Annotated in this window: 20 protein-coding genes and 1 pseudogene; 15 read left to right on the top strand and 6 right to left on the bottom strand. The window is 41.4% G+C overall.

Annotated elements, in window-relative coordinates; all coding sequences use genetic code 11:
• Positions 1–325 precede the first annotated feature (325 nt).
• The 15 genes and pseudogenes from V7K79_RS02225 to V7K79_RS02155 all read left to right on the top strand — a co-directional run bounded on the left by V7K79_RS02225 (position 326) and on the right by V7K79_RS02155 (position 17281).
• Complete coding sequence (locus V7K79_RS02225) at positions 326–1321, top strand: nucleoside hydrolase (RefSeq protein ID WP_335044296.1); 996 nt, start codon at positions 326–328, stop codon at positions 1319–1321.
• A 78-nt stretch (positions 1322–1399) separates the two neighbouring features.
• Positions 1400–1549, top strand: a pseudogene (locus V7K79_RS02220) (hypothetical protein); the annotation flags it as partial.
• Positions 1530–1733: a hypothetical protein gene (locus tag V7K79_RS02215; RefSeq protein WP_335044294.1), complete on the top strand. Its 204-nt coding sequence runs from the start codon at positions 1530–1532 to the stop codon at positions 1731–1733. The pseudogene V7K79_RS02220 and the gene V7K79_RS02215, both read left to right, overlap by 20 nt.
• A 21-nt stretch (positions 1734–1754) precedes the next feature.
• On the top strand, positions 1755–2759 hold the full coding sequence (locus V7K79_RS02210; RefSeq protein WP_335044293.1) for a helix-turn-helix transcriptional regulator: 1005 nt from the start codon (positions 1755–1757) through the stop codon (positions 2757–2759).
• A 65-nt stretch (positions 2760–2824) separates the two neighbouring features.
• On the top strand, positions 2825–5422 hold the full coding sequence (locus V7K79_RS02205) for a TonB-dependent siderophore receptor (RefSeq protein WP_335044292.1): 2598 nt from the start codon (positions 2825–2827) through the stop codon (positions 5420–5422).
• 23 nt (positions 5423–5445) lie between these two features.
• The gene (locus tag V7K79_RS02200) at positions 5446–6582 is read left to right on the top strand and encodes a PepSY-associated TM helix domain-containing protein (protein WP_335044291.1); all 1137 of its coding nucleotides are present in this window, start codon (positions 5446–5448) and stop codon (positions 6580–6582) included.
• A 182-nt stretch (positions 6583–6764) separates the two neighbouring features.
• Complete coding sequence (locus V7K79_RS02195) at positions 6765–7793, top strand: helix-turn-helix transcriptional regulator (RefSeq protein WP_335044289.1); 1029 nt, start codon at positions 6765–6767, stop codon at positions 7791–7793.
• A 178-nt stretch (positions 7794–7971) separates the two neighbouring features.
• Positions 7972–10605 (top strand): TonB-dependent siderophore receptor, encoded by a 2634-nt coding sequence (locus V7K79_RS02190; protein WP_335044287.1) that lies wholly within the window; start codon positions 7972–7974, stop codon positions 10603–10605.
• 25 nt (positions 10606–10630) lie between these two features.
• Positions 10631–11233 (top strand): PepSY-associated TM helix domain-containing protein, encoded by a 603-nt coding sequence (locus tag V7K79_RS02185; protein WP_335044285.1) that lies wholly within the window; start codon positions 10631–10633, stop codon positions 11231–11233.
• Positions 11234–11352: 119 nt separating this feature from the next.
• Entirely contained in the window at positions 11353–12978 is a 1626-nt protein-coding gene (locus tag V7K79_RS02180) for a DUF1565 domain-containing protein (protein ID WP_335044283.1), read from the top strand.
• A gap of 780 nt (positions 12979–13758) precedes the next feature.
• Positions 13759–15870, top strand: coding sequence for a bifunctional arginine dihydrolase/ornithine cyclodeaminase (gene argZ, locus V7K79_RS02175; RefSeq protein WP_335044282.1), 2112 nt, complete (start codon positions 13759–13761; stop codon positions 15868–15870).
• 34 nt (positions 15871–15904) lie between these two features.
• Entirely contained in the window at positions 15905–16429 is a 525-nt protein-coding gene (locus tag V7K79_RS02170; RefSeq protein ID WP_335044281.1) for a DUF2085 domain-containing protein, read from the top strand.
• 72 nt (positions 16430–16501) lie between these two features.
• A complete protein-coding gene (locus V7K79_RS02165) occupies positions 16502–16633 on the top strand; it encodes a hypothetical protein (protein ID WP_335044280.1) in 132 nt (43 codons plus the stop codon).
• A 120-nt stretch (positions 16634–16753) separates the two neighbouring features.
• On the top strand, positions 16754–16882 hold the full coding sequence (locus tag V7K79_RS02160) for a hypothetical protein (RefSeq protein ID WP_335044278.1): 129 nt from the start codon (positions 16754–16756) through the stop codon (positions 16880–16882).
• A gap of 12 nt (positions 16883–16894) precedes the next feature.
• A complete protein-coding gene (locus tag V7K79_RS02155; protein WP_335044276.1) occupies positions 16895–17281 on the top strand; it encodes a hypothetical protein in 387 nt (128 codons plus the stop codon).
• A 3-nt stretch (positions 17282–17284) separates the two neighbouring features.
• Here V7K79_RS02155 and V7K79_RS02150 read toward each other — a convergent pair whose 3' ends face one another.
• The 6 genes from V7K79_RS02150 to V7K79_RS02125 form a co-directional block, all read right to left on the bottom strand.
• A complete protein-coding gene (locus V7K79_RS02150; protein ID WP_335044274.1) occupies positions 17285–17551 on the bottom strand; it encodes a hypothetical protein in 267 nt (88 codons plus the stop codon).
• A gap of 87 nt (positions 17552–17638) precedes the next feature.
• A complete protein-coding gene (locus V7K79_RS02145) occupies positions 17639–18922 on the bottom strand; it encodes a glycosyltransferase (RefSeq protein ID WP_335044273.1) in 1284 nt (427 codons plus the stop codon).
• 409 nt (positions 18923–19331) lie between these two features.
• Positions 19332–20591 (bottom strand): glycosyltransferase, encoded by a 1260-nt coding sequence (locus V7K79_RS02140; RefSeq protein ID WP_335044271.1) that lies wholly within the window; start codon positions 20589–20591, stop codon positions 19332–19334.
• Between the two features lie 230 nt (positions 20592–20821).
• Entirely contained in the window at positions 20822–21289 is a 468-nt protein-coding gene (locus tag V7K79_RS02135; RefSeq protein WP_335044269.1) for a DUF2141 domain-containing protein, read from the bottom strand.
• Between the two features lie 78 nt (positions 21290–21367).
• A complete protein-coding gene (locus V7K79_RS02130; protein WP_335044267.1) occupies positions 21368–22351 on the bottom strand; it encodes a glycosyltransferase family 2 protein in 984 nt (327 codons plus the stop codon).
• 189 nt (positions 22352–22540) lie between these two features.
• A complete protein-coding gene (locus V7K79_RS02125) occupies positions 22541–23545 on the bottom strand; it encodes an NAD-dependent epimerase/dehydratase family protein (protein ID WP_335044265.1) in 1005 nt (334 codons plus the stop codon).
• Positions 23546–23709: the final 164 nt, after the last annotated feature.

Below are 23709 nucleotides of genomic sequence, written 5' to 3'. Positions count from 1 at the left end.
AGGCTCAGTTGTACTTACGAATTAACTAAAAAAATACATAGCTTTGTAATTAGACCCTTGAGCAAATCATCACTCTCCAGGGCTGCCTGACATGAGGCGATCGCCTCATGTCAATAAAAGAATTTATTATCAATAAGCTAAGAAATAATCGCATTTATAGCTACTTATTGACACAACTATAGTAATTACTTTGAATTTAGAGAACTAACCCAATTCAGAGCAGTTATATGGAGCAGCAATTAGCATGATAACTCTAGAAAAATAGCTTTTGATAATACCTAATTAAACTTTTATACAATCATCTTTTACTTAAGCAATTTTTTTGATGACAACTCAACTTACTCATCGCAAAATTATTCTCGACACTGACCCAGGTGGAGATGATATCTATACCTTCCTGTGGCTTCTTAGCTTAGTTAAACAAGGACTCGCGGAACTTGTCGCTGTTACTTCCGCAGATGGCAATGTTGCTGCTAAATGCACGTTCTCTAGTGCTAGCCAGATTTTAAATTTAGCAGGATTTCCCCACATTAAAGTGGGTCGCGGTGTTCTCGCAAAAAGAGAAATTATAGAAGATGCCAGCCATATTCATGGTTCGGATGGGATGGGCAATCTTTCTCATACTTTACCCCCTGCCACACACATTTTTGAGGATGCTCCTTATTCTGATGAACTGATTATCGATGAGTTGAACGCTGCTCCGGGGGAAATTACCATTGTAGCGATCGCACCCTTGACTAACCTCGCGGCGGCGGAAACCAAAAGTCCCGGTATCCTGAAAAAAGCCAAGGAAATTGTGATTATGGGGGGTGCTTTCTTCTGTCTTGGTAATGTTACTCCCCATGCTGAATTCAATATTTGGTTTAATGTTGAAGCTGCTCAGACAGTATTTGATAGCCGAGACGATATCGTTGTGCTGCCGCTAGACGTAACCCGACGCTTAATTTTTACGCGAGATATGACTGTGGCAGTCACTCAAGCAAATCCAGAGAGTAAACTTTCTCAGTTCTTGACAAATCTTTGTGAGTTCATGATTGGCACAGCCTTGGGTTATCGAGAAACAGGAGGAATTTCAGGTTTTCTTGTTCATGATGCGGCAACATTAGGATACCTGTTTTATCCAGAAACCCTGATGTTGAAAAGAGTAAAAGTTCGGGTTGAAACAAAGGGACAGTGGACACTAGGAAAGACATTGATTGATAGTCGTCCTGCCACGAAAACAGTAGCAAATGCTTGGGTGGCATTACAGGTAGATGAGGACAAATTTTTTACTAGCTTTATTGAAGATTTGAAACACCTATTTATAAGCGCCAAGCTCTAAGCTTCTCTTGTAGACTCGCTCCCTATTGATTTTAGGTTAGTAATTAGTGGCTATTATTTACTAGTTATTTCACAAATACTACCACTGGCGATCGCCGAAATTCAAAGTATCCAAAGAGAAGCCCGCGTACATGGTTTCACTGAACGTCCTCAGTGGCCGATGATTGTGATGAGAACCCCCAAACGTTGTACAGGACCCAAGGAAGTCGATGGTAAAAAAACTGAAGGTTCTTGACGATCGCATCAAAGATTTAGATAGTTCATTTGAACTACCAATTTATGCACGGGTGGGTGTTAACGTCTACTATCTCAAGTTTCTTAATTCCGTAGCTTGCTTCTGGCAGAGTGAGTATTCCGAATTGATATTACATCATCAGCTAGAAAAACATGAGAGAATTTCTCAAGAATATTGAGAATAAACTTAATTAACTAAAATGGCAAAAGTTTATACAAATGCCCAATGGTCTGAAATCTGGGAAGAAGGCTTACAAACTGGAAAGATTGCCTACCATTCTAATGAGATTGAAAGTGTTGAAATTTTGCAGCATCCACTCCTAAAAGGTCAAGTTAGTAACACTCCACTTTGTCTGGGACTGCGAGCAGACATTGCTAATTTGGAGTTACCAGAGACTGTTGGTTGGGATTTTGTGGATAGTGATACTTACATGACTCTGGTTTTTCGTAGCGCAGGGGTACTCACAGAGGAAATCGAAGATATTTGCGAACAACCTGGAGAAAGCTATTTATTTTACAGCTTAGGAGAAGTCAGAGAGATTGAAAAATTGATGGCGGGACAAAATGTCGATGTTAGGGTTCGTTTGGAACCGCATCTGCTGAGATTATTGAGTATGGGTCAGGAAGCATATTTACCCTCCCGACTCAAACCCTTCTTAGAAACAGACACACCGCCTTCATTTCATCAATCACTTGGCAAAATGACCCCGGCAATGCAATTAGCATTACATCAACTGCTTCACTGTCCGTTTCAGGGAATCATGCGACGCACTTATTTAGAAGCTAAGACACTGGAACTGATTACCTTACAATTTGCTCAACTGTTTAATGATGGTACACCCTCCCACCAGTTGGTTAATTTTAAGAGAAACGATGTTGAACGCATCTATAAAGCCAAAGATATTTTGCTTCAAAATATTACCAACCCACCCTCATTAATTGAATTAGCAAAACAAGTAGAGTTAAACGACCGCAAACTCAAGCAAGGATTTCGTCAAATTTTTGGTACAACAGTGTTTGGATATCTGCATGATTATCGCCTGGAAAAAGCTGGTCAATTGCTCATGGAAGGACGGATGAATGTAGCTCAGGTGTCCTACGCAGTGGGATTTACCAATAGAGGTTACTTTGCTGCTGCATTCCGCAAAAAGTTTGGCATAAATCCCAGCGATTATCAAGCACAGTGGCGAAAACAGTCCGGCTAGCGATCGCTTTTGACCCTGTAGAGATCACCTGAAATCAGAAAATGTCCTATTGTACCTAAAAGTTATTGAAATTGAGTTGCAACTGTTCTGGGAGTGCTGCGATCGTGATGTGTGGAGCAATAGGTCAAAAATCTTATATTCTTTTCGTAGTGGGTGCGATTTCAATTTTGATGATGCAACCTGCTCAAGCAGATTCAGCTATTTCTCGGCTTCAGGATGTTATTCATCCTCAAAGAAGTGCTGCACTGCTGGCTCAAGATGGTGTAACGGTAGCACAGGTGACGGGAGTGAAAGCCAATCCCACGAATCGAGGTGTGGAGATAATTTTACAGACGGCTAAGGGGCAACAGTTGCAAGTTATAAATCGCAGTGCTGGTAATAGCTTTATCGCTGATGTTCCCAATGCTCAACTACGTTTACAGTCGGGTGAAGCCTTTATATTCCGCTCGACTAAACCAATTGCAGGTATTACTGAAATAACAGTTAGTAATTTTGATGCCAATACAATTCGGGTGACAGTTATCGGTGAGGGGAGTGTACCAGCAGTTGAATTATCTGACAGTCCAGACGAGGGTCTAATCTTCTCGGTGGCTAGTGCTGCATCTACGCAAAACCCCACCCCGCCTGTATCAGGGTTACAACGAACCCAGCCAGAGCAACCAACAGCACAGGACGAGCAGCCGATTGAATTGGTAGTCACAGGTGAACAGGATACAGGATACAATGCGCCAAATGCGTCAACTGCTACCAAAACCGATACACCACTGCGGGACATTCCCGGTTCAATTCAGGTAATTCCCCAAGAAGTGATCCGCGATCAGGGTGCGATTAGCGTTAGAGATGTAGTGCGTAATGTCAGTGGTGTCACTTACGGTAGTTCATTTGGCAACCGTGGAGAGAGTTTTACTGTTCGGGGCTTTGGTGCCGAGCCGTTCTTGAATGGATTTCGCGGTGAAGGCTTCTCGCGAACCCAAGAGGAAAGTGCAAACATTGATCGCATCGAAATCTTGAAGGGGCCTGCATCCATTCTGTATGGACGGGTAGACCCATCGGGAATCATCAATCGTGTTACCAAAAAACCATTATTCGATCCTTTCTATGAATTGAATTTTACAGCCGGAAGCTATAGTTTCTACCGTCCAACCTTAGACTTTGCAGGTCCACTCAACGACGAGAAAACATTAGCGTATCGCTTGAACATTGCCTACGAGGATGCAGGGAGTTTTCGCGATCACGTGCAGACTGAACGATTCTTCTTTGCGCCATCCTTTACCTATCAGTTAGGCAAAAATACCAGCTTAAACCTAGATGTATCGTATCTGAGAGACGCACGACCGATTGATCGGGGACTGGTGGTACTGAGTGACAATAAAGTTCCCAATATTCCAATCGGTCGTTATCTGGGCGACCCAACCAGGCAGGAAAAATTCACCCAAACCCTAGCAGCCCTCTATCTCGACCATCGTTTTAATCCTAATCTCTCGCTCCGGTCTTTGTTTCGTTATACAGCAAGTACTGAAAGTGGTCCCGGTGCTACTCTACAAATCTTCGGTGATACACAAGACGATCGCACCTTTGAACTGGGCAATTCTATTGGCAATCAATACTATGAAACCTACTCCTGGCAAAATGACCTGACTGCCAAAGTCAAAACGGGATCAATTCAACATACGGTATTGTTGGGCTTAGAACTCACACGACAGAAGAGCTTTTTCTCTGCTAGAGATCGTTCGGCTGGATTCATTGATGTTTTTAACCCCAACTATAACTTTACTTTTGGTGAGTTTGATCCCTTGAGAACTGGTAATGATGTCACCGAGACGTTTGGTATCTATCTGCAAGATCAAATTACTTTGCTGGATAACCTCAAACTGCTGGTAGGTGGAAGATTTGATACCTATCACTATGAATCTACTACCAACGATGTTGCAAATGCACCCGACAATGCAGATGCATTTACCCCACGTGTAGGCATTGTTTATCAACCGATTCAAGAAGTGTCACTTTACACCAGCTACAGCCAGTCTTTTACCCCTAATAGCGGTAGAAGTATCAGCAATCAACCCTTTGACCCCCAACGTGGTACAGGCTATGAAGTTGGAGTCAAAACAGAGTTGCTTAATAGTCGGTTATCTTCAACACTGGCTTACTATGATACGAAGCTGAAAAATGTCCTCACTGACGATTTAGATAATCCTGGTTATTCGCTTCAAGTCGGTGAACAGCGCAGCCGAGGTGTTGAGTTTGATATTGCAGGTGAAATTCTTCCAGGTTGGAAGGTGATCGCATCCTATGCTAATACCAATGCAGAAATTACCAAAGACAATACATTTGCGATCGGCAATCGACTCAATAATGTGCCGCACAATGGTGGCAGTTTATGGACAACTTACACCCTGCAAACGGGTAGTTTGAAAGGATTAGGCGTTGGATTTGGGGCATTTTTTGTCGGTGAGCGAGCAGGAGATTTAGAAAATTCCTTTGTGCTTCCCGGTTATACTCGCTTGGATGCAGCACTGTATTACCAAAAAGATAATTTGCGAATTGGACTCAATTTCAAAAACCTCTCTGACATTAGGTATTTTGAGGGGTCGCAAGGTCGAGTTCAGGTTATCCCAGGCGCACCCTTTATCGTGCAAGGTACGATTTCATATTCGTTTTGATTAGTACAGCAAGAGTATCTACTATGACATCTAAAACAGTACGTAAAGTGATCTTTGGTTTACACCGCTACATCGGGTTAGCTGTCGGACTGATTGCGATTATTGTTGGTTTAACTGGTAGCTTGCTGGTCTTCCAATCCGAAATTAGTGATTTTCAACGGCATAACCAGATTGGAACGATTACGCCTCAAGGGGAAATGCTACCGATTGAGGTAGTTTTGAATACAGTCAAAAAGAGCTATACCAACCAACCTGATGCCAAGCTCAACCGAGTTTATGTGCCGACAAAACCAGATGAACCATTCAATGTCATCTATGTCATCAAGGAAAATGATTGGATTGACAATTACGTTCATCCTTATACAGGAGCAATTCTCAGTAATAGTCTCAATCCCAGCTATATAGACAGCTTTTACAAGGTTATTTATGAACTCCACTACAGTCTCTTGGTAGGCGACATTGGATACAAAATTGTTGGCACTGTTGGTTTACTGGTGTGCATTTTAACGATTACAGGAATATTTCTCTGGCCTGGGTGGAGGAAGTTATTGACAGGCTTCAAAATCAAGCTTGATGCTCATCCCAAGCGAGTAAACTTTGATATTCACAAAGTTGCTGGTGTAATTGCAGGTGTGTTTCTTTTGTTCACATTTTTCACAGGTTTTTGCTGGAATTTTAATGAATTTAGTGAGCCTCTGATTCGGGCAATCACTTTTAGTTCCAAGCAGGAAGCTGTTTCTCAACTTATCCCTGGTCAGTCTCCCCTGAAGCTTACCGAGCAACTAAAAACTGCTCAAGCTCAATTACCCAGTGCAGAACTCAGAAGCGTTTATTTTGCTCAAAAACCAGACAGCGCTTTGATGATTCGCTACAAGTTTCCTCAAGAAATAGAAGACGGTGGAAACAGCTATGTCTACCTCGACCAGTATAGCGGCAAGGTTTTGAGAGTAGACAATGCTTTGAAACCGTCTTTAGGCGATCGCATCCTTGACTCTTTTAACCCACTCCACTACGGTACTTTTGGTGGCTTACCCACCCGCATTTTCTATGTGTTTGTAGGACTTGCGCCGTTAATTTTATTTATTACTGGCTTCGTCATGTGGCGGTATCGCAAAAGACCTATGACTAATTTACCCATAGGAGCGTTCGCCCAAAAGTAGAAGCGCTCTTATTAGACATCTTTGAAAACTATCAAAGTTTCTCTTTGCAAGAATACAGACAAATTATGCAACGCCGCAATAGTAGTCACAGTTTTCATCCCAATGCATTTGGCGATCGCATTACTACCATTCAAACAGCTAACTATATGATAATTAGGAGAAAATATCAATAAATCATAAAAATGACTCTGTTTCTTTCAACAAGAGAAGCCTATCACCAACAGCAAAAAACTACTCCAACCTCTGAACCTACAAAAACCAACTCATATCATACTGGGTATCTAGCAGTGTTGAACGATCCAAAACAGCAAAGTTGGGGTTATCAATATGTAATGGCTTTCCCCACGGGTATCAACTTGCTAATAAAACAGTATGACTTAGCCGAAGATTTAATTATTGAGACTAATTGTTATAACCTTCCCTTAATGGAGTTTAGTTTTGCAGTTATCGGAGACAATGAGTCAGAAATGATACCTGCGGGACAAAATTTCACAGCAACTTATTTTGATTTCGATCAGGAAGTTCCTGGTAGTGGATTTTATTGGCGGGCTGGTCAATACATTCTGGAGGTAGAGGTCGGGATCAATCTACAGGAATTCTTTTGCAGAGATGAAGTTAGTGGCTTAGACTTTCTACCTAAATCACTCCAATTGTATCTAGAAACTGACAACATATCCTTTCTCAATTACCTTCGTATGGGGCAAACTACACTCGAAATGCAAATTATTTTGCATCAAATAGTTAATTGTCCTTTCCAAGGTTTAATTAAAGAAATTTACTTGCAAGCCAAATGTTTAGAATTAATCGCTCTGAAATTGGAACCCGATACATCTGGAGAACGGGAATTGATGCGATCGCGCATTTTGCGAGGAGATGATATTGACCGAGTTTATCATGCTAGAGCAATTTTAATCTCCGATTTTGACAATCCACCTTCATTACTAGAATTGGCGCGACAAGTAGGTTTGAACGATTACAAGCTCAAAATCGGGTTCCGTCAGGTTTTTAACACAACAGTATTTGGCTATTTATGGGCACACCGGATGGAAAAAGCCAGAACACTGATTATGAGTCAGCAAATGACCATAAAACAGGTTGCTAAGATAATAGGTTACGACTGTCCTAGTCGTTTTGCTGTGGCTTTTAAAAAGCGCTTTGGCATCCAACCAAGTCAATACTTAGATAGATTTATTGTTGCCAAAAACACCTAAAAAAATCCGTTTCGGCATATAGCTTTAGAAAGTTTTTCGCTATAAATTCCCCTATGCTGTTGATAATAAATCCCACATAAAGATTGTTGTTTGGGATACTACGGTGTGTGTGAGAGAAATGAGCAAGCAAACATTCAAAATCTTCAGTTGCAGACTGGAGTGGTTGTTGATACTTTTTATGGTTCTAGTGGTTCAGCCAGCGAAAGCGCAAGATATTCCGAAATTTAATTTATTGGTTAATCGGCTTCGCCCAGCAAAAACAGTACAAGAAGCGAAGCCACCTCAAGCAACTAAAAAGATTCGACAACTAAGCGAAATAGAACCTGTTATTACCAGCGCCCAAATGTTACTGGTACAGTCCCCAACACCAAACAACCTCCTTAATCAAGGGGGTGAAGTTGTGCAGGTAACAGGAGTAAAGGCAAATCCCACGAATCAAGGGGTGGAGATAATTTTACAGACAACTAAGGGGCAACAGTTGCAAGTTACAAATCGCAGTGCTGGTAATAGCTTTATCGCTGATGTTCCCAATGCTCAACTACGTTTACCGTCGGGTGAAGCCTTTACATTCCGCTCGACTAAACCGATTGCAGGTATTACTGAAATAACAGTTAGTAATTTTGATGTCAGTACTATTCGGGTGACAGTTATCGGTGAGGGGAGTGTACCAACAGTTGAGTTATCTGACAGTCCAGACGAGGGTATAATCTTCTCTGTTGCTAGTGCTGCATCTAGAGCGCAACAGCAACAACCCCAAACCTCACAACAGCCCCAAGCTAGTCAGCCGCCAAGTCAGACACAGCCAAAACCATCAGCCAACAGTGATGAACCGATTGAATTGGTGGTGACAGGTGAGCAAGATGGATACAATGTACCCGATTCATCAACCGCCACTAGAACTGATACACCGTTGCGCGATATTCCTCAGTCAATTCAAGTAATTCCGCAACAGGTGATTAAAGACCAGCAAATTACGCGGATTAGCGATGCTACCCGTAATGTGTCCGGAGTATCACCCTTATCGGGCTACGGTGGTTTCTCTGATGACTACACAATTCGAGGATTCACCAACTCCAACCTTCTGAGAAATGGCTTCACAACCAGCAACTTTTTCACCTATGGTGCCAACGTAGAAAGAGTTGAAGTTCTCAAAGGTCCTTCCTCTGTACTATACGGTCAGGTCGAGCCTGGTGGTGTCATCAATTTTGTCACCAAGCAGCCCTTGAGCAGTCCCTACTACGCAGCAGAATTGACCGCAGGTAGCTTCAGTTTCTATCGAGGTACCATAGACCTTTCTGGTCCACTGACCACCGACAAAAAATTACTTTATCGCTTGAACGTTGCCTACGAAAATTCTGGCAGTTTCCGAGATTTCTATCATCAAGATATTTTCTCTGTGTCACCTGTAATCACTTACAAGCCTAGCGAAAACACAACCCTGAGTTTTGAATATGAATATGGCAAACGACGGGGGTCTTTTGATCGGGGTTTGCCACCGAGCTCTGTGTTCTTGACTCTTCCCATCAGTCGTTTCTTGGGAGAGCCTAGCGATTTTTTAAATATAGATTTCCAACGGGGAACCGCGACAGTAGATCATCGCTTCAGTGAGAATTTACAATTGCGAAGCTCTTTTTCTGTGCAATCGACGTTTGACAACAATATCTATACCCAAGCCGGCACTGACTTTGAACCAGACGGTCGTAGTGTACTGCGCGGCAACATCATCGTAAATCGCAATCGCAGAAATGAAGACTACTCCTGGCAAACTGATTTAATTGGTAAGTTCAACACAGGTTCAATTGCCCATCAACTCCTGCTGGGTTTGGAGTTACGTCGCAACACAGACATTAATCCTAACTTCTTTGGTGGTGATATCGCCTCAATAGATATTTTCAATCCAGTCTATGGTGCTCGTCCGACAGGGACAGTGGTGCAACGTGTATTCGGTACGAGGATAAGTACAACAGGTATTTATTTGCAAGACCAGGTAACTCTACTATCTAATCTAAAGTTATTAGTTGGTGGCAGATACGATTTTGTTTTTAGCGATAACAGTGCAAAAATCGGAGATGAAAACAGCACTAACTCTAATTTTTACGACAGTGCTTTTTCGCCACGTGTGGGATTAGTCTATCAACCCATAGAGCCAATTTCGCTTTATGCCAGTTACAGCCGTTCTTTTGTTCCCAACAACGCGACAACGTTTAGTGGAGTATCACTGGAACCTTCTCGCGGTACACAGTACGAAGTTGGTATCAAATCTGAGTTTTTTGATCAACGGCTTTCTGCAACGCTAGCAGCCTATGACATTACTAAAACAAACATACCCACTACAGACGCGAACCATACTGACTTCTCCATCGCAATTGGGGAAGTAAAAAGTCGAGGAATTGAACTGGATGTGGCAGGGGAAATTTTACCAGGTTGGAAGATCATTGCTTCTGGCTATTTGAATGATGCCTTTGTCAGCGAAGATAATGATCCGACCATCAAAGGTCAGCGTTTGGTAAATACTGCATATAATGGTGCAACTCTGTGGACAACCTATGAGATTCAACAGGGGAGTTTGAAAGGGTTACAGTTTGGAGGAGGCATCTTTTTTGTCGGTTCGCGCATTGCTAACCAGAGCGATCCATTTACTGTTTCTTCTTATCTGAGAACTGATGCTGCCATTTCCTACAAACATGATAATTGGCGGGCTGCGCTCAATTTTAAGAATATCTTCGATGTCAAATATTACGACACTCAGGGCTACTTCGTCGTTCCTCAAGCACCGTTAACTGTGTTGGGAACGATTTCGTTTGAGCTTTGACGTTTATTTAGCACGAATATCTATCATGACTTACAAAAACCTGCGTAACTTCGTATTTGCTTTACACTGCTACATTGGCTTAGGTGTTGGACTGATTGCGATTATTGTTGGTTTAACTGGTAGCTTGCTGGTCTTTCAATCCGAAATTAGTGATTTTCAACGGCATAAGCAGATTGGAACGATTACGCCTCAAGGGGAAATGCTGCCGATTGAGGTGGTTGTGAATACAGTCAAAAAGAGCTATACCAACCCGATGCCAAGCTTAACCGAATATATGTGCCGACAAAACCAGATACGCTACAAGTTTCCTCAAGAAATAGAAGACGATGGAAACAGTGATGTCTACCTCAACCAGTATAGCGGCAAGGTTTTGCGAGTAGACAATGCTTTGAAACCGTCTTTAGGCGATCGCATCCTCAACTCCTTCACTCCCCTACATTTCGGCACATTTGGTGGCTTACCTACTCGCATTCTCTATGTGTTTGTAGGACTTGCGCCGTTAATTTTGTTTATTACTGGCTTCGTAATGTGGCAGTATCGCAAAAGGCCTATAACTAATTTACCCACGGAAGCGATGCCTATCGCACGTAGCCTCTTTGACAGGAGAAGCGGGAACACCCTGAAGTAGAAACGCTCCCAATTTTTTAACTTTGTACTGAGAAGTACTTAAACTTACTTAATGCATCAAATACTACTTACTTTCATGGTTAGCGTTAGGATAGCTATGTATTTTATGAAAGTATAAATATGGCTCAAACTTTTTACGTAAATCCAGTATCAGGCAGCAATACTAACCCAGGTACTCAACAAGCCCCCTTCAAAACTATTACACAAGCCCTCAAGGTAGCTACTGTTAATACCAAGATTCAACTGGCAGATGGTAATTACAATGCTGCTAGCGGTGAAGTCTTCCCGTTAACGATTCCATCTGGCGTCACAGTTGTGGGTAATGAAACCAATAAAGGCAATGGCATTTTGATTGAAGGAAGTGGTAGCTATCTGAGCCGTACTTTTGCTGGTCAGAATGTCACTTTTGTAGTGCTAGAGAAAGCTGAACTGCGGGGGGTAACTGTAACAAATTTGGCTAGTCGTGGTAGTGGTGTTTGGATTGAATCAACTGCCCCTACTGTTGCTAATAGTACCTTCATCAATAATAAGCGGGAGGGAGTATTTGCTACAGGCGATGCTAATCCAGTTGTTTTGGGTAATGTGTTCCGTGAGAATGCAGCTAATGGAATTGCGATCGCTAAAAATTCTAAAGGCCAAATTGAAAATAATACCTACTTCAAAACAGGTTTTGGCATTGCCATTAGTGATACTGCATCACCCATCCTTCGAGATAATAGAATTTATGAAAACCGTTCTGGGATTGTCATCTCTGGTAGTGCCCGTCCCGTATTACGTAATAATGTTAGTGAAAATAATACTGATGATGGAATTACAGTGATTGGAACTGCTCTACCGGATATCGGCAGTACCAATAATCCAGGGGGCAATACTCTACGCAATAACGGTAAATTTGATTTGCAAAATGTCAGTTCCAACAAGCTGATTTCTCTAGGAAATAAAATAGATGCGTCTAAAGTCACTGGAAACATAGAGTTTGCAGATAGTTCGGTTCCAACACCAACACCAACTCCAGCGCCAACTCCAACCCCAACCCCAACCCCGACCCCGACCCCAACGCCAACACCAACTCCAACGCCAACACCAACGCCAACGCCAACGCCAACGCCAACACCAACACCAACACCAACACCAACACCAACGCCAACGCCAACACCAACACCTACTATTGAATTAACCGATATTGCGAATCATTGGGCAGGTGGGTTTATTCGAGAATTAGTCAAATTGGGAATAGTTAATGGTTTTCCCGATCGCACATTTAAACCTGATGCGACGATGACACGGGCACAATACGCGGCAATACTAGTAAAAGCTTTCAATCCACCATCAAGCCGTCCGGCGATCAAATTCAAAGATGTACCAGCAGACTTGTGGGCATCCAAGGTAATTCAACAGGCATATCAAGGTTTATTTCTCTCTGGTTTTCCCGACAATACCTTTAGTCCCAACAAAAATATCCAGCGCGTGCAAGTAATTGTCTCTTTGGTGAATGGACTGGTGTTATCTAGCAATGGTACGGCAACTATTAAAGTTTTCGATGACCAAGCCAAGATTCCTGAATATGCCAAAGATGAGGTGGTAAAAGCTATAGACAAAAAAATTATCGTTAATTACCCAAACCTGAAACAACTCAATCCTATCCGCGATGCTACACGCGCTGAGGTAGCGGCGATAGTATATCAAGCTTTGGTAAATGCTGGTCGTGTAGCAGCGATCAATTCATCTTATATAGTGACTGCTTGAGGGAGGCAGGAGGCAGGGGGCAGGGGGCAGGGGGCAGGGTAAGCAAATTATTTATAGGACAATACAGTTTAGTTAAACATTTCTTCCTTCTCTTTTTTACGTTCTTCTCTACGAAACCCAAGGCGTAGCTTCTTTTTCCGTAGGAGTATGCACTCTTTGTGTTAGCCTACGGGAGTTTTGCATCTACGTTAAAAAATTGACTTTGCTCCCGCGATGAAGACTTTAACTGAACTCACTGGTGGCAGACTCAACCCATACATGGAACAGCATTTTCAAGACTTCGCCCCGCGATTGAAGAGTTTTTTGCTCACCCAAACCCCACTGTTACACTTAGACTTACGGGGGCTTTTGTCACCAAGAAGCCACCGATGTTGGTGAAAAGTTAAAAGCGAACGCTGGGAAAATGAGCGTTCGCTTGACTTTACCTGCCGAACATAGTAGTTAGTTGCTTGTTATTAGCATACTATGAACTGTGGATTTGAGAGCATTTAATAAAGATTTTGGTGCTAATACCGATGAATTTAATCTAGTTGCTTCGCCCTCTAATACACTTTTATTGGCCCCACTTTCCTGGAAACCTAAATTAGATAAGCCTTTCTTAATTTGGAATTTTAAATTGCTATTCATTACCATTTTTCAGTAATAGAATTGATGACGAAGCCTTTGCAAAGTCTTCAACTATCAAAAGATAGAAGCTTTAGTAGCAGATTTTACCTGTAGAAAAACAAAGGTCTGTATTCAAAGTAAGCTTGTAGCATACAAAACGCTTGTAAGATTTTTATGACTTCCCGGATTCGCTTTTTAATGTGCCCTCCTGACCACTACGATGTAGACTATGTGATTAACCCTTGGATGGAAGGGAATATTCACAAATCATCGCGCGATCGCGCCGTGGAACAGTGGCAGGGACTACATCAAATCCTCAAAGAACACGCCATTGTAGATTTAGTACCACCTGAAAAAGGCTGGCCTGATTTGGTTTTTACCGCCAATGCTGGCTTAGTTCTGGGCGAGAATGTCGTCCTCAGTCGCTTTTTGCACAAAGAACGTCAGGGAGAGGAACCTTACTTCAAGCAATGGTTTGAGGCAAATGGTTATACAGTCAATGAACTTCCCAAAGATTTGCCCTTTGAGGGAGCAGGAGATGCACTACTGGATCGAGAAGGACGTTGGTTATGGGCGGGATACGGTTTCCGCTCGGAATTAGATTCTCACCCTTATCTAGCTAAATGGCTGGATATTGAGGTGCTATCTCTACGATTAATAGACGAACGTTTCTATCACCTAGATACCTGTTTTTGTCCCTTAGCAAATGGCTATTTGCTGTACTACCCCGGTGCTTTTGATTCTTACTCCAACCGCTTAATTGAAATGCGAGTTGCACCAGAAAAGCGGATCGCAATTGAAGAGGCTGATGCAGTCAACTTTGCTTGTAATACGGTGAATGTAGATAGCATCGTCATCATGAATAAGGCGAGTGATGCTTTGAAAACCCGCCTTGCAGATGTAGGCTTCCAAGTGCTAGAAACACCTTTGACAGAATTTCTTAAAGCTGGTGGTGCGGCTAAATGCTTAACTTTGCGGGTAACAGAACCAGTTAGGGATGAAATTCATGCGAATGTCTCGGTAGAAAGCCGCGTCATTCGCATGGAAGGACATTTGCTAGATGCTGGCTTAATTAACCGTGCTTTGGATTTGATTATAGATGCTGGCGGAAGTTTCAAAGTCCTAAATTTCAGCTTGGGAGAACAGCGCCAAAGTACTTCAGCCGCCGAGGTGAGAGTATCAGCACCATCCCATGAGGTGATGGAAGAAATTATTTCCCGGTTGATTGAGTTGGGTGCTGTAGATTTACCCCATGATGAACGAGATGCCAAACTAGAGCCAGTAATTCAAGATGGCGTTGCGCCTGATGATTTCTACGTCAGTACAATTTATCCCACCGAAGTGCGAATTAATGGTCAGTGGGTGAAGGTAGAATATCAGCGAATGGATAGCGCGATCGCCATTACTGAAACTCCCACTGGTTTAGTTGCTCGGTGTAAAATCCTCCGCGATTTAAAAGTCGGTGAACAGGTAATTGTAGACGTTTTAGGTATCCGCACCATCCGCAAAACTGAATCGCGGGAACTCCGCAGCACTCAAGAATTTAGCTTTATGTCGGCAGGAGTTTCCAGCGAACGGCGCGTGGAATTAGTCGTTGAGCAAGTGGCTTGGGAATTACGTAAAATCCGCGATGCTGGTGGTAAAGTAGTTGTCACGGCTGGCCCTGTGGTAATTCACACTGGTGGCGGCGAACACTTGGCGCAACTGATTCGGCAAGGATATGTACAGGCACTGCTGGGTGGTAATGCGATCGCAGTTCACGACATCGAGCAAAGTATCATGGGCACTTCTTTGGGTGTAGATATGAAGCGGGGTGTCGCCGTGCATGGTGGACATCGCCATCACCTGAAGGTAATTAATAATATCCGCCGTTATGGCAGCATTCCGAAAGCTGTGGAGGCGGGAGCAATTAAAAGTGGCGTGATGTATGAATGTGTCCACAATAATATACCTTTTGTACTTGCGGGTTCGATTCGGGATGACGGGCCTTTGCCTGATACCCAAATGGATTTGATTCAAGCACAGGAGCAATATGCCAAACACTTAGAAGGTGCAGAGATGATTTTGATGCTGTCATCAATGCTGCACTCAATTGGCGTGGGTAATATGACCCCGGCTGGTGTGAAAATGGTCTGTGTAGATATTAATCCAGCTGTGGTGACAAAGTTAAGCGATCGCGGTTCTGTAGAATCGGTGGGTGTGGTGACAGATGTAGGTTTGTTCCTGAGTCTGTTGATTCAGCAGTTGGATAAGTTGACAAGTCCTTATGTAAATAAGGTACGTTAAGAAAACGTAGACGCAAAGGCGCAGACAAAGGGAAATGACAAGAGTAGCTTTTAGTGAAGAGTTGCAAATTAATTGGGTCAGTTTTATAGCTGATTTCTTGTTGGTAGGGATGGTTTTTGGCCCACCTATCGCTCCCTTTTTGGCTGCGTCTGGAGTGTCTTTGCTTTCTGGAATTGCGGACATCATTTATTTCATGGGTAATCATGTATGTCCGCAACCAGATATGGGGTTAGATTTAGCACCACCGTTTATTATGGCTGTGTGTATGCGCTGCTATGGCACTGTGACGGGTTTGCTGATTACTCGTCTGTTGTATGGCGTAACTGGTGGTAAGCGATTTTACTGGTTAAGTCAGTATGGTGGAAGTGGTGTGGCAATTGCAAGTGTGCTGATGATGGCTTATCCTTTGGAATTGGCAGCACAGATTTTTGGTTTGTGGAATTTTAATAACTATCTGGTTACGCCTTTTGGGTTAATTACAGGTTTAGCGTGGGGATTGTTTACTATGCCAATCTTGCATGGATGGCATAGTGCTAAGACTAGCTTGACCCAATTGTAGATTTTTTCGCACAACTTTATAGAGTGGATTAATTTTTGTAAGTCAATGGCATTTTAAGTTGAAACAATCGCATTGTCAGTCGATGCAATGGCATTGTCAGCCGAAACAATCGCATTGTCAGTCGATGCAATGGCATTGTCAGCCGAAACAATCGCATTGTCAGTCGATGCGATCGCATTGTCAGTCAAAACAATCGCATTGTAAGTTAAAACAATCGCATTGCAGCAGGTTGCGTTTAAATAGCACAGCGATGCAAATACAAAAATGCAAGAGGATTAATAAAAGCACCCTACCTCGCTTTTAGCTTGCGTTAACGTTAGCTAATTGGTAGCTTCCCAAGAATCAGGCTACGATTTGAAATCTCAAGTCTTAGGTAAAGGTGGCGACCGTCGATTTCATGCAAAATTCATTGATGGGAGATTACACTTCCCTGGATTGGTAACAGAACATTAAACCCACATAACTATGACAAGATTAGAATTAAAAAATCATCAAGTCTGGAGAGATTTAACTGAAATATTAGAAAATTTAGATACCAATATTCTTGTTCAAGAACATCTTAATCAATGTAATTATAAAGTATGCGGTTACTGGGATGAACAAGATGAATATTATGAAATAATTACGTTGCCTCGTACCCTAGAAGCCAAATTAGTTAGCAGTTATATTGGTATTACTTACCAAGAACGTTTTTTACAACTAAAATTTTTCCTTATAGTTGATCCCACAGAAATACCAAATAATAATACTCAAAAGATTGGTGAATTAGTTCTTATTTATGATGAAAATATAGAATTTGTTGATGAGAATTGGTTTTTAAATGTCGATTCTCAAATGCTTGAAATAAGTTGAACTTCACTCATGAATTGCATCGATTTCTGGACAAAATTCGTTGTGGCGTAAGATTCGGATCATCTTTTGCCCAGGATGCTTGAACAATACATCAAACTCACTATTGGGCATTCTCAAGTTTTCAGGAATGAGATAGGTTTGAATTGGTTCTGTTAGCACTAACCCATGCCCAGGAAATAGAATAATGGTAATTTCACCAGCACATAGACATCCTAAAACTCGTGCAGGGACACGCACATAAAAATACGAACTGTCTTCTTTATGGTGCATATCACGATATTGTAAGCATCAGCTAGTAATGTGCTATCGCTATTTAGCGATCGCTAATACTGTAAATACTAGCGATCGCCATATTTCTTATCGCTGTAGTCTTATACTGGTTGTACCTACCTCTACCTTCTGCGCTCCTTCAACGATTTGGTAAAGTTTGTGTTCAAATTTCTGCATACACGCTGACCAATCAAAGTCAAGTATGGAAGGGCGAGCGTTTCTAGTCATATCTGCTTTCAAACTAGGATTTTCCAGAATTGCAATTACCTTTTGGGCGAAATCTGTAGGATTGTTAGGTTGGGCGAGGAAACCGTTACGACCAGGAAATACCTGTTCTGAGGTTGACGGTGCAACAACAGCAACCAGAGGAGTTCCAGACGCTAATGCTTCGTTATTTGTCGTGCAGAAGTTCTCGGTGACGGAGGGGTTGACAAAAATATCTGCTCTAGCAAACCAACCCAGAAGTTCTGTACCGTGAGACTCACCCCATACAGTAATACCCGTTCCATACTTTTTAGCACGCTCACGGATCTCTTCATCTAGCGGGCCACTACCAACAATCACCAGATGGACATCAGGAATTTTGGCAGCTATGACTGGAAAGATATCAAGTAATTGGTTGACATTCTTTTCGGGGGTAATGCGTCCGACAAACAAAAGAGTTGGTCGGTTATCATTAGGAATTGGATCGTAACAGATGTTTCGCGGGTGAAATTTTTCGCAATCGATACCTTGATAAGCGACGTATTCAGCACGTTGGCATTTTAGTTCTTCGTATTTAGTCAGTTGCTCTTTAGAAGAGAAGTAATTGAAGTCATAAGACTCACTAAATTGCTTAACTAAAACGGGAACGATGGGACGAACTAAATTGAAGAACCTGTCTCCAAAGTAATATTTGATATACGCAACGATATCTGTATGGAAGAGTGATATTATTGGTGTGCCTGTTCTTTTTGCGTATTGAGTGCCGATAGGGCGACCATAGCCTTGCAAGAAAAATGAGTATAAACCTCTCATTTGGGCTGCCTCTTCAACCACGATAATATCGGGTTTGAATTTCTCCAGCAACTTGGTATCACTCCAATGCCGATAGTTCAACGGTTGAGGAAGAGACTTGTAGAATACCAGTGGTTCTGTAGGGAATGCGTAAGCAGAAAAATTGGGGAAAGATTGAATTTCCTCTAAACCTGGCATCGGGCGATCGCCAACATTTTTTGGGTAGCGATCGTTGATTTGGGGATGAATTAAAAAAACCTCATGTCCCTGTTCTAGCAACCAACGAACTCGTTGGTGAACTGCAACGGAAACACCAGTCAAGAAAGGAGCGTATAACCCTGTAAACAGTGCAATGCGAAGTTTTTGCTTAGTCATAATAAAGGGGAATATTTCACAAAATTGCTGGTTGTTAACTTAGGATTTACGCAGCAAATGTTTGATGAACATCCTGATTATTTGGCTCAGAAATTCCCACTAATACAGTTAGACTAAGGATTTACGCATCGTCAGATAGCTGAAAATGTCGAGTTTGAAACGGATGTTTATAAACCTGGATTGAAACTATCAAAACATCCAAAATGCTAAGTCAAAATTCCCCTTAATATATTTGTCTAAACCCTTGCCAAAAATATAAATGCGTTTTGGTAATCAACTAGGAAAAATGTATCTTTTTACAAGGGTTATAGCTAATATAGTTCTACTAAATATAAGATAATACAATTTGATGACTAGGGAATGTTTAGTGTAAGAACTTTCATGCCCTAGTTGATATTTAGCGATTTATTCAAAGAGAAACCTTGCTATTAATAGGCTGATCCAACCATTGATAAGGGCGATATTCTACTAAGTGGACATTCCAAGGCCCTTTAACCCGATAGCTGACACCGCGCCAGGTGACAGTTGATGTCCACAGGGATGATAGCATCGCTAACCCATAAACCCACTGTGTTAAGGGAATCCCAATCAACATTTTGATGATTGTAGCAGCTGATAATTTAGCGATCGCCTGGTCATTAGAGCGAACCATTCGCTGTATCTCTAATTCCAACACCAGCATTATCAAGAGTAATCCGACAGTGTAGACTCCATAGCAGACTAACAACAGAGCCGCAGCTTCCCATTTTGCCTCTAACAACGACTCTAGAACTAACACGCTTAGTAAAGTCGGAAACAAAATGCTAGAAACAGCTTCACTAACAAGAGCCAACCAACGGGGATGATACAGTCGAGAAAAAAGTATAAGGCGCTTGAGATAGTCTATTAAGTTGAATAAATCAGTCTCTTCACGATTGACTATTAGCAGCGAAGGCACAAACTTTACCTGAAAACCATGTTTTTTCAAGATATTGTGCATCATAAAATCTTCGCCTAGAGCTTGTCCCCATTTATCTAGCAGTTCTGTTTGACGAAGTACTTCAGTTTTCACAGCCAAAGTTCCACCCCAAGGAATCTGGAAGATAAACATTTGTACTACCGTGGACACATTGCCGACGTACCGCACTAAAGAACCCCAATACTTACCAGTTGGTACATACCAACGATTGCCGGTTGTTGCGCCGACTTTCGCATCGCCCAAAGGACTAACTAATTCTCGCAGCCAATTCAAATGAACTATAGTATCAGCATCTACTAAAGCAACCACCTTATAAGAATCGTCCAACTCACGGATAGCTTGGATTAAAGAACTGCATTTGAGACTACAACTGTTACGTACTATTCTCAAAGGGCTGATTTGAACATTAGTTGCTTCTTGCTCAGTAATGGTTTCACTAGCAATTTTCCAAGCCGGATCTTCGTGACTATCAACGATTAATTTTAAATCATACTGTGGATAGTTTTGATTTAGGAGCGATCGCAAACATCGAGGCAAAAACGGATCAGCTCCCCGTAAGCAAAGAATTACTGCTGTTTTGGGCAACTGGTCATCTGGTAATAAGTTTTTTTTAGACGAGCGTAGATACCATATAAAGACAAGCGTGAAACACACCTGAATAACCAGCCAACCCATCAAAGACTTAGACAGAAATATTGCCAAATCTTCCATTAAATTTTTAGTCTCCGACAGAATGAGGGATTGGGGACTGGGGAAGGTGGGGCCCCCTCTGGGGATAAGGGGTAATGGGGATTAAGGATTGGGGATTAGGGATTAAGGATGGGGGATAAAGGATTAGGGATTAGGAATCAGAAATATCTTCTAGAGAGCCAGTTCTTAGTCCCCAGTCCTCAGTCCCCAGTCCCCAATCCCCAGTCCCCAATCCCCAATCCCCAGTCCCTTTACGAATCAAGCGAATATTTCATGATGATGTTAACTGTTGTATTTTTGTTTACAACAAAACTGGCATCACGAAACTTTGGTGTACCTGTTTGTATGGACACAGTTGGATTTTTAGAAATTCCAAAACCTTCTTTGGGAATACCGAAAAAGTCTTTATTGAGTTTGCGATCGCCATTTTGATCGTCAACCACAGCGACAGCATAAGTTCCAGGTTTCAAACCGGAGAATTTTTTTGTTACAGAACCGCCATTAATCTTAGCGCAGCCACTTTGAGCTTCACTAGTACTACTCATTGGAAATCCTTTTTCATTTGCATAAACTCGAAAGCAAATCTCACCTTTTTGATGATGTATTCCATTTACTACAACGTTAAGTGTTGCAGTTGGCTCAGCATTCACTGTTTTAGCAAAGCTGATACTTACTAAAGTAGCAAGCAAAACATGAGATAGTTGAGATAGTTTCAGCATAATTTTTTAGTCAAGATAGGTGATTTTGAAGATGATACAAAGCTGCGTTAATCAGCTTTTATTTCTGAACTAATTCGTTCAAAGCGTGATTTGGTGTTCTTTAATTGATGCTGGTTGCCAACGTTTCCAAAGTCTTTGCAGCGCTATTAGCAAATCTTTTAACAAAAGATATTCTGTTCCTTTTAACTGCTGATATAGACTTATATGACAACACAGCCGCTCATATAAACTCAGGGGACAACACCAGATAGAGAATATATACTCCCAAATCATTCTCCAATGTGGCAATAAAATTTTTCCTTTTTTTGCTGAATCAAACCACACTGTATATGCATAAAAATCAGGCAGCATACTCAAGAATGATTTTTGATTTTTATTTGTTAACAACAAATAATTTGGGAAAAACATACTCATTGATTGTTGCGGATGACTTCTGAAAAAAAACAGGTATTCAGGAATTTCATAAAATCTACCGAGAACACCAAGTCTTAACAAGAGAATTCCATCTGCATTACCATAACCACCCATAGGCGGTATCTTTTTCAAAGCACCAGCACGAATTACCCCGTAACATTGATAACATAAATGCTTGGTCAGCAATTCGTGAAAACGCTCGTGTGGTTTTAGTGCATCTGCCTTGACTTTGATATCGTAATTTTGGATAAAATTCCCCTGTTCATCAATGAAATATGCCTGGGAGTGACACAAGATTATGGTAGGATCTTGGTCAAGTACCTCAACACACTTCTTGATAAAATCTGGAGAATGTAGATCGTCATGGGCTGCCCATTTAAAATACTCACCCGAAGACAGTTTTAAGACACGATCAAAGTTACGAGCACAACCGATATTCTTGTCATTGCGGTAGTAACAAATACGCTGGTCTTGCTCGGCATAACCTCTACAAATTTCCTCAGTTTTATCTGTAGATGCATTATCTGAAATAATTAGTTCAAAATCTTCAAAGGTCTGAGCCAAGAGTGAATCTATAGCTTCTTTGATAAATTTTTCACCATTGTATACAGGCAATCCGATACTCAATCGTGGCTGATTGCTACTCATAGAAAACATGTATTCGGAAAATCTGTGGATTATTTTCTGCTTAATTGTAGTTAGGTAAACACAATATAAAAAGTCAGATTTTAGTAGGTTAGTTTAAGGAACAAAACCCAGATCAAAGTTTTGTTGAGTTTTGCGATCGCTTAATCCAACCTACTATTCTAATTTTTATAACTTCTTACTCCCTAAGAACTATTTCATCAAGCTTTGAATATCTGTTTTTTGCAGCCATTCATGTGTTTGCCGCATACCTAATTCTAGGTCAATTGCTGGTTTGTAATTTAACAGATTTTGGGCTTTGGCAATAGAACAAGCGTAAGGACGAGTCATAAAATCTATAGACTCTGGTAAAATATCAACTTTTTTCCGAAAAAGTTTTTGTCCTTGAACACGTAACTTCAAAAACAATTTAATTTCATCTTTCGACAATGAAAGAGGTGCTTGTAAATCTTCCATTGCTGCTAAACGTATAAAATACTCTTTCCACGAAGTTTCTTGTCCATCAGTAATATTAAATATTTCCCCATAAATTTCTTTTTCTATTGCGAGAAAGATGCTATCAATCAGGTTATCTATATACACATGATTGATTACTCCATTAGCATCGTTGGCACAAGCAAATAATTTTTGGCGCATCATCAGAATTGGTCTAACTATCCAGGGAATACTGCCTGGCCCATAAATATCTCCAGATCGAATCACAATAATGCCAAAATCTGAGGGATTATTTAGTTCTAAAAGTGCTGTTTCGGCTTCTATTTTTGTTTGACAGTAGGGGTTATTTTCGCCAGAGAGTGGTCCAGATTCTGTAACACCATCAGGATAATTGAAACCATAAACCATTACACTAGATAAATGCACAAATGTTTTGACACCAGCCTGTTTAGCGGCTTTAGCCATATTAATAGTACCGCCAACATTGATATCACGAAAATGCTTAATTTCACCAGCTTCTTCGGCAATTTGCTCTGTATGTAAAACGATATCTACTCCCTGACAAGCTTTTTGAGCAATAGTAGAATCGGTGATATTACCAATAATTACCTCTATACCTAAGTTCTGTAATTGTTTGTTCTGTGCTGTAGAACTTTGTAGTCCACGAACCTTCATCCCTTGTGCTATGGCTAACTCGGCTGTACGCAAACCGACAAATTCATTAATCCCAGTAATTAGGAGAGTTTTGTCTTTGAGGTTCATAAAATCGAAATTATTGTTAAATAGGTGAATTTGAGCTTTTAGATAAAAGATTTGAAGTAATACCAAATTATAGTTTTGGTAAATACTTTTAATCTAAAATATAAAATTGATATAGGAAGATTTTTTTTATGGAGAAGCTGCACTAATACTTAGCTATCAGTCTA

Origin of the sequence: Nostoc sp. (genome assembly GCF_036917575.1) — a bacterium.
In the GTDB taxonomy this organism is placed as follows: Bacteria; Cyanobacteriota; Cyanobacteriia; order Cyanobacteriales; family Nostocaceae; genus Nostoc.
The sequence above is the reverse complement of the archived record's forward strand: the minus strand, read 5'-3'. Positions and strand labels throughout refer to the sequence as shown.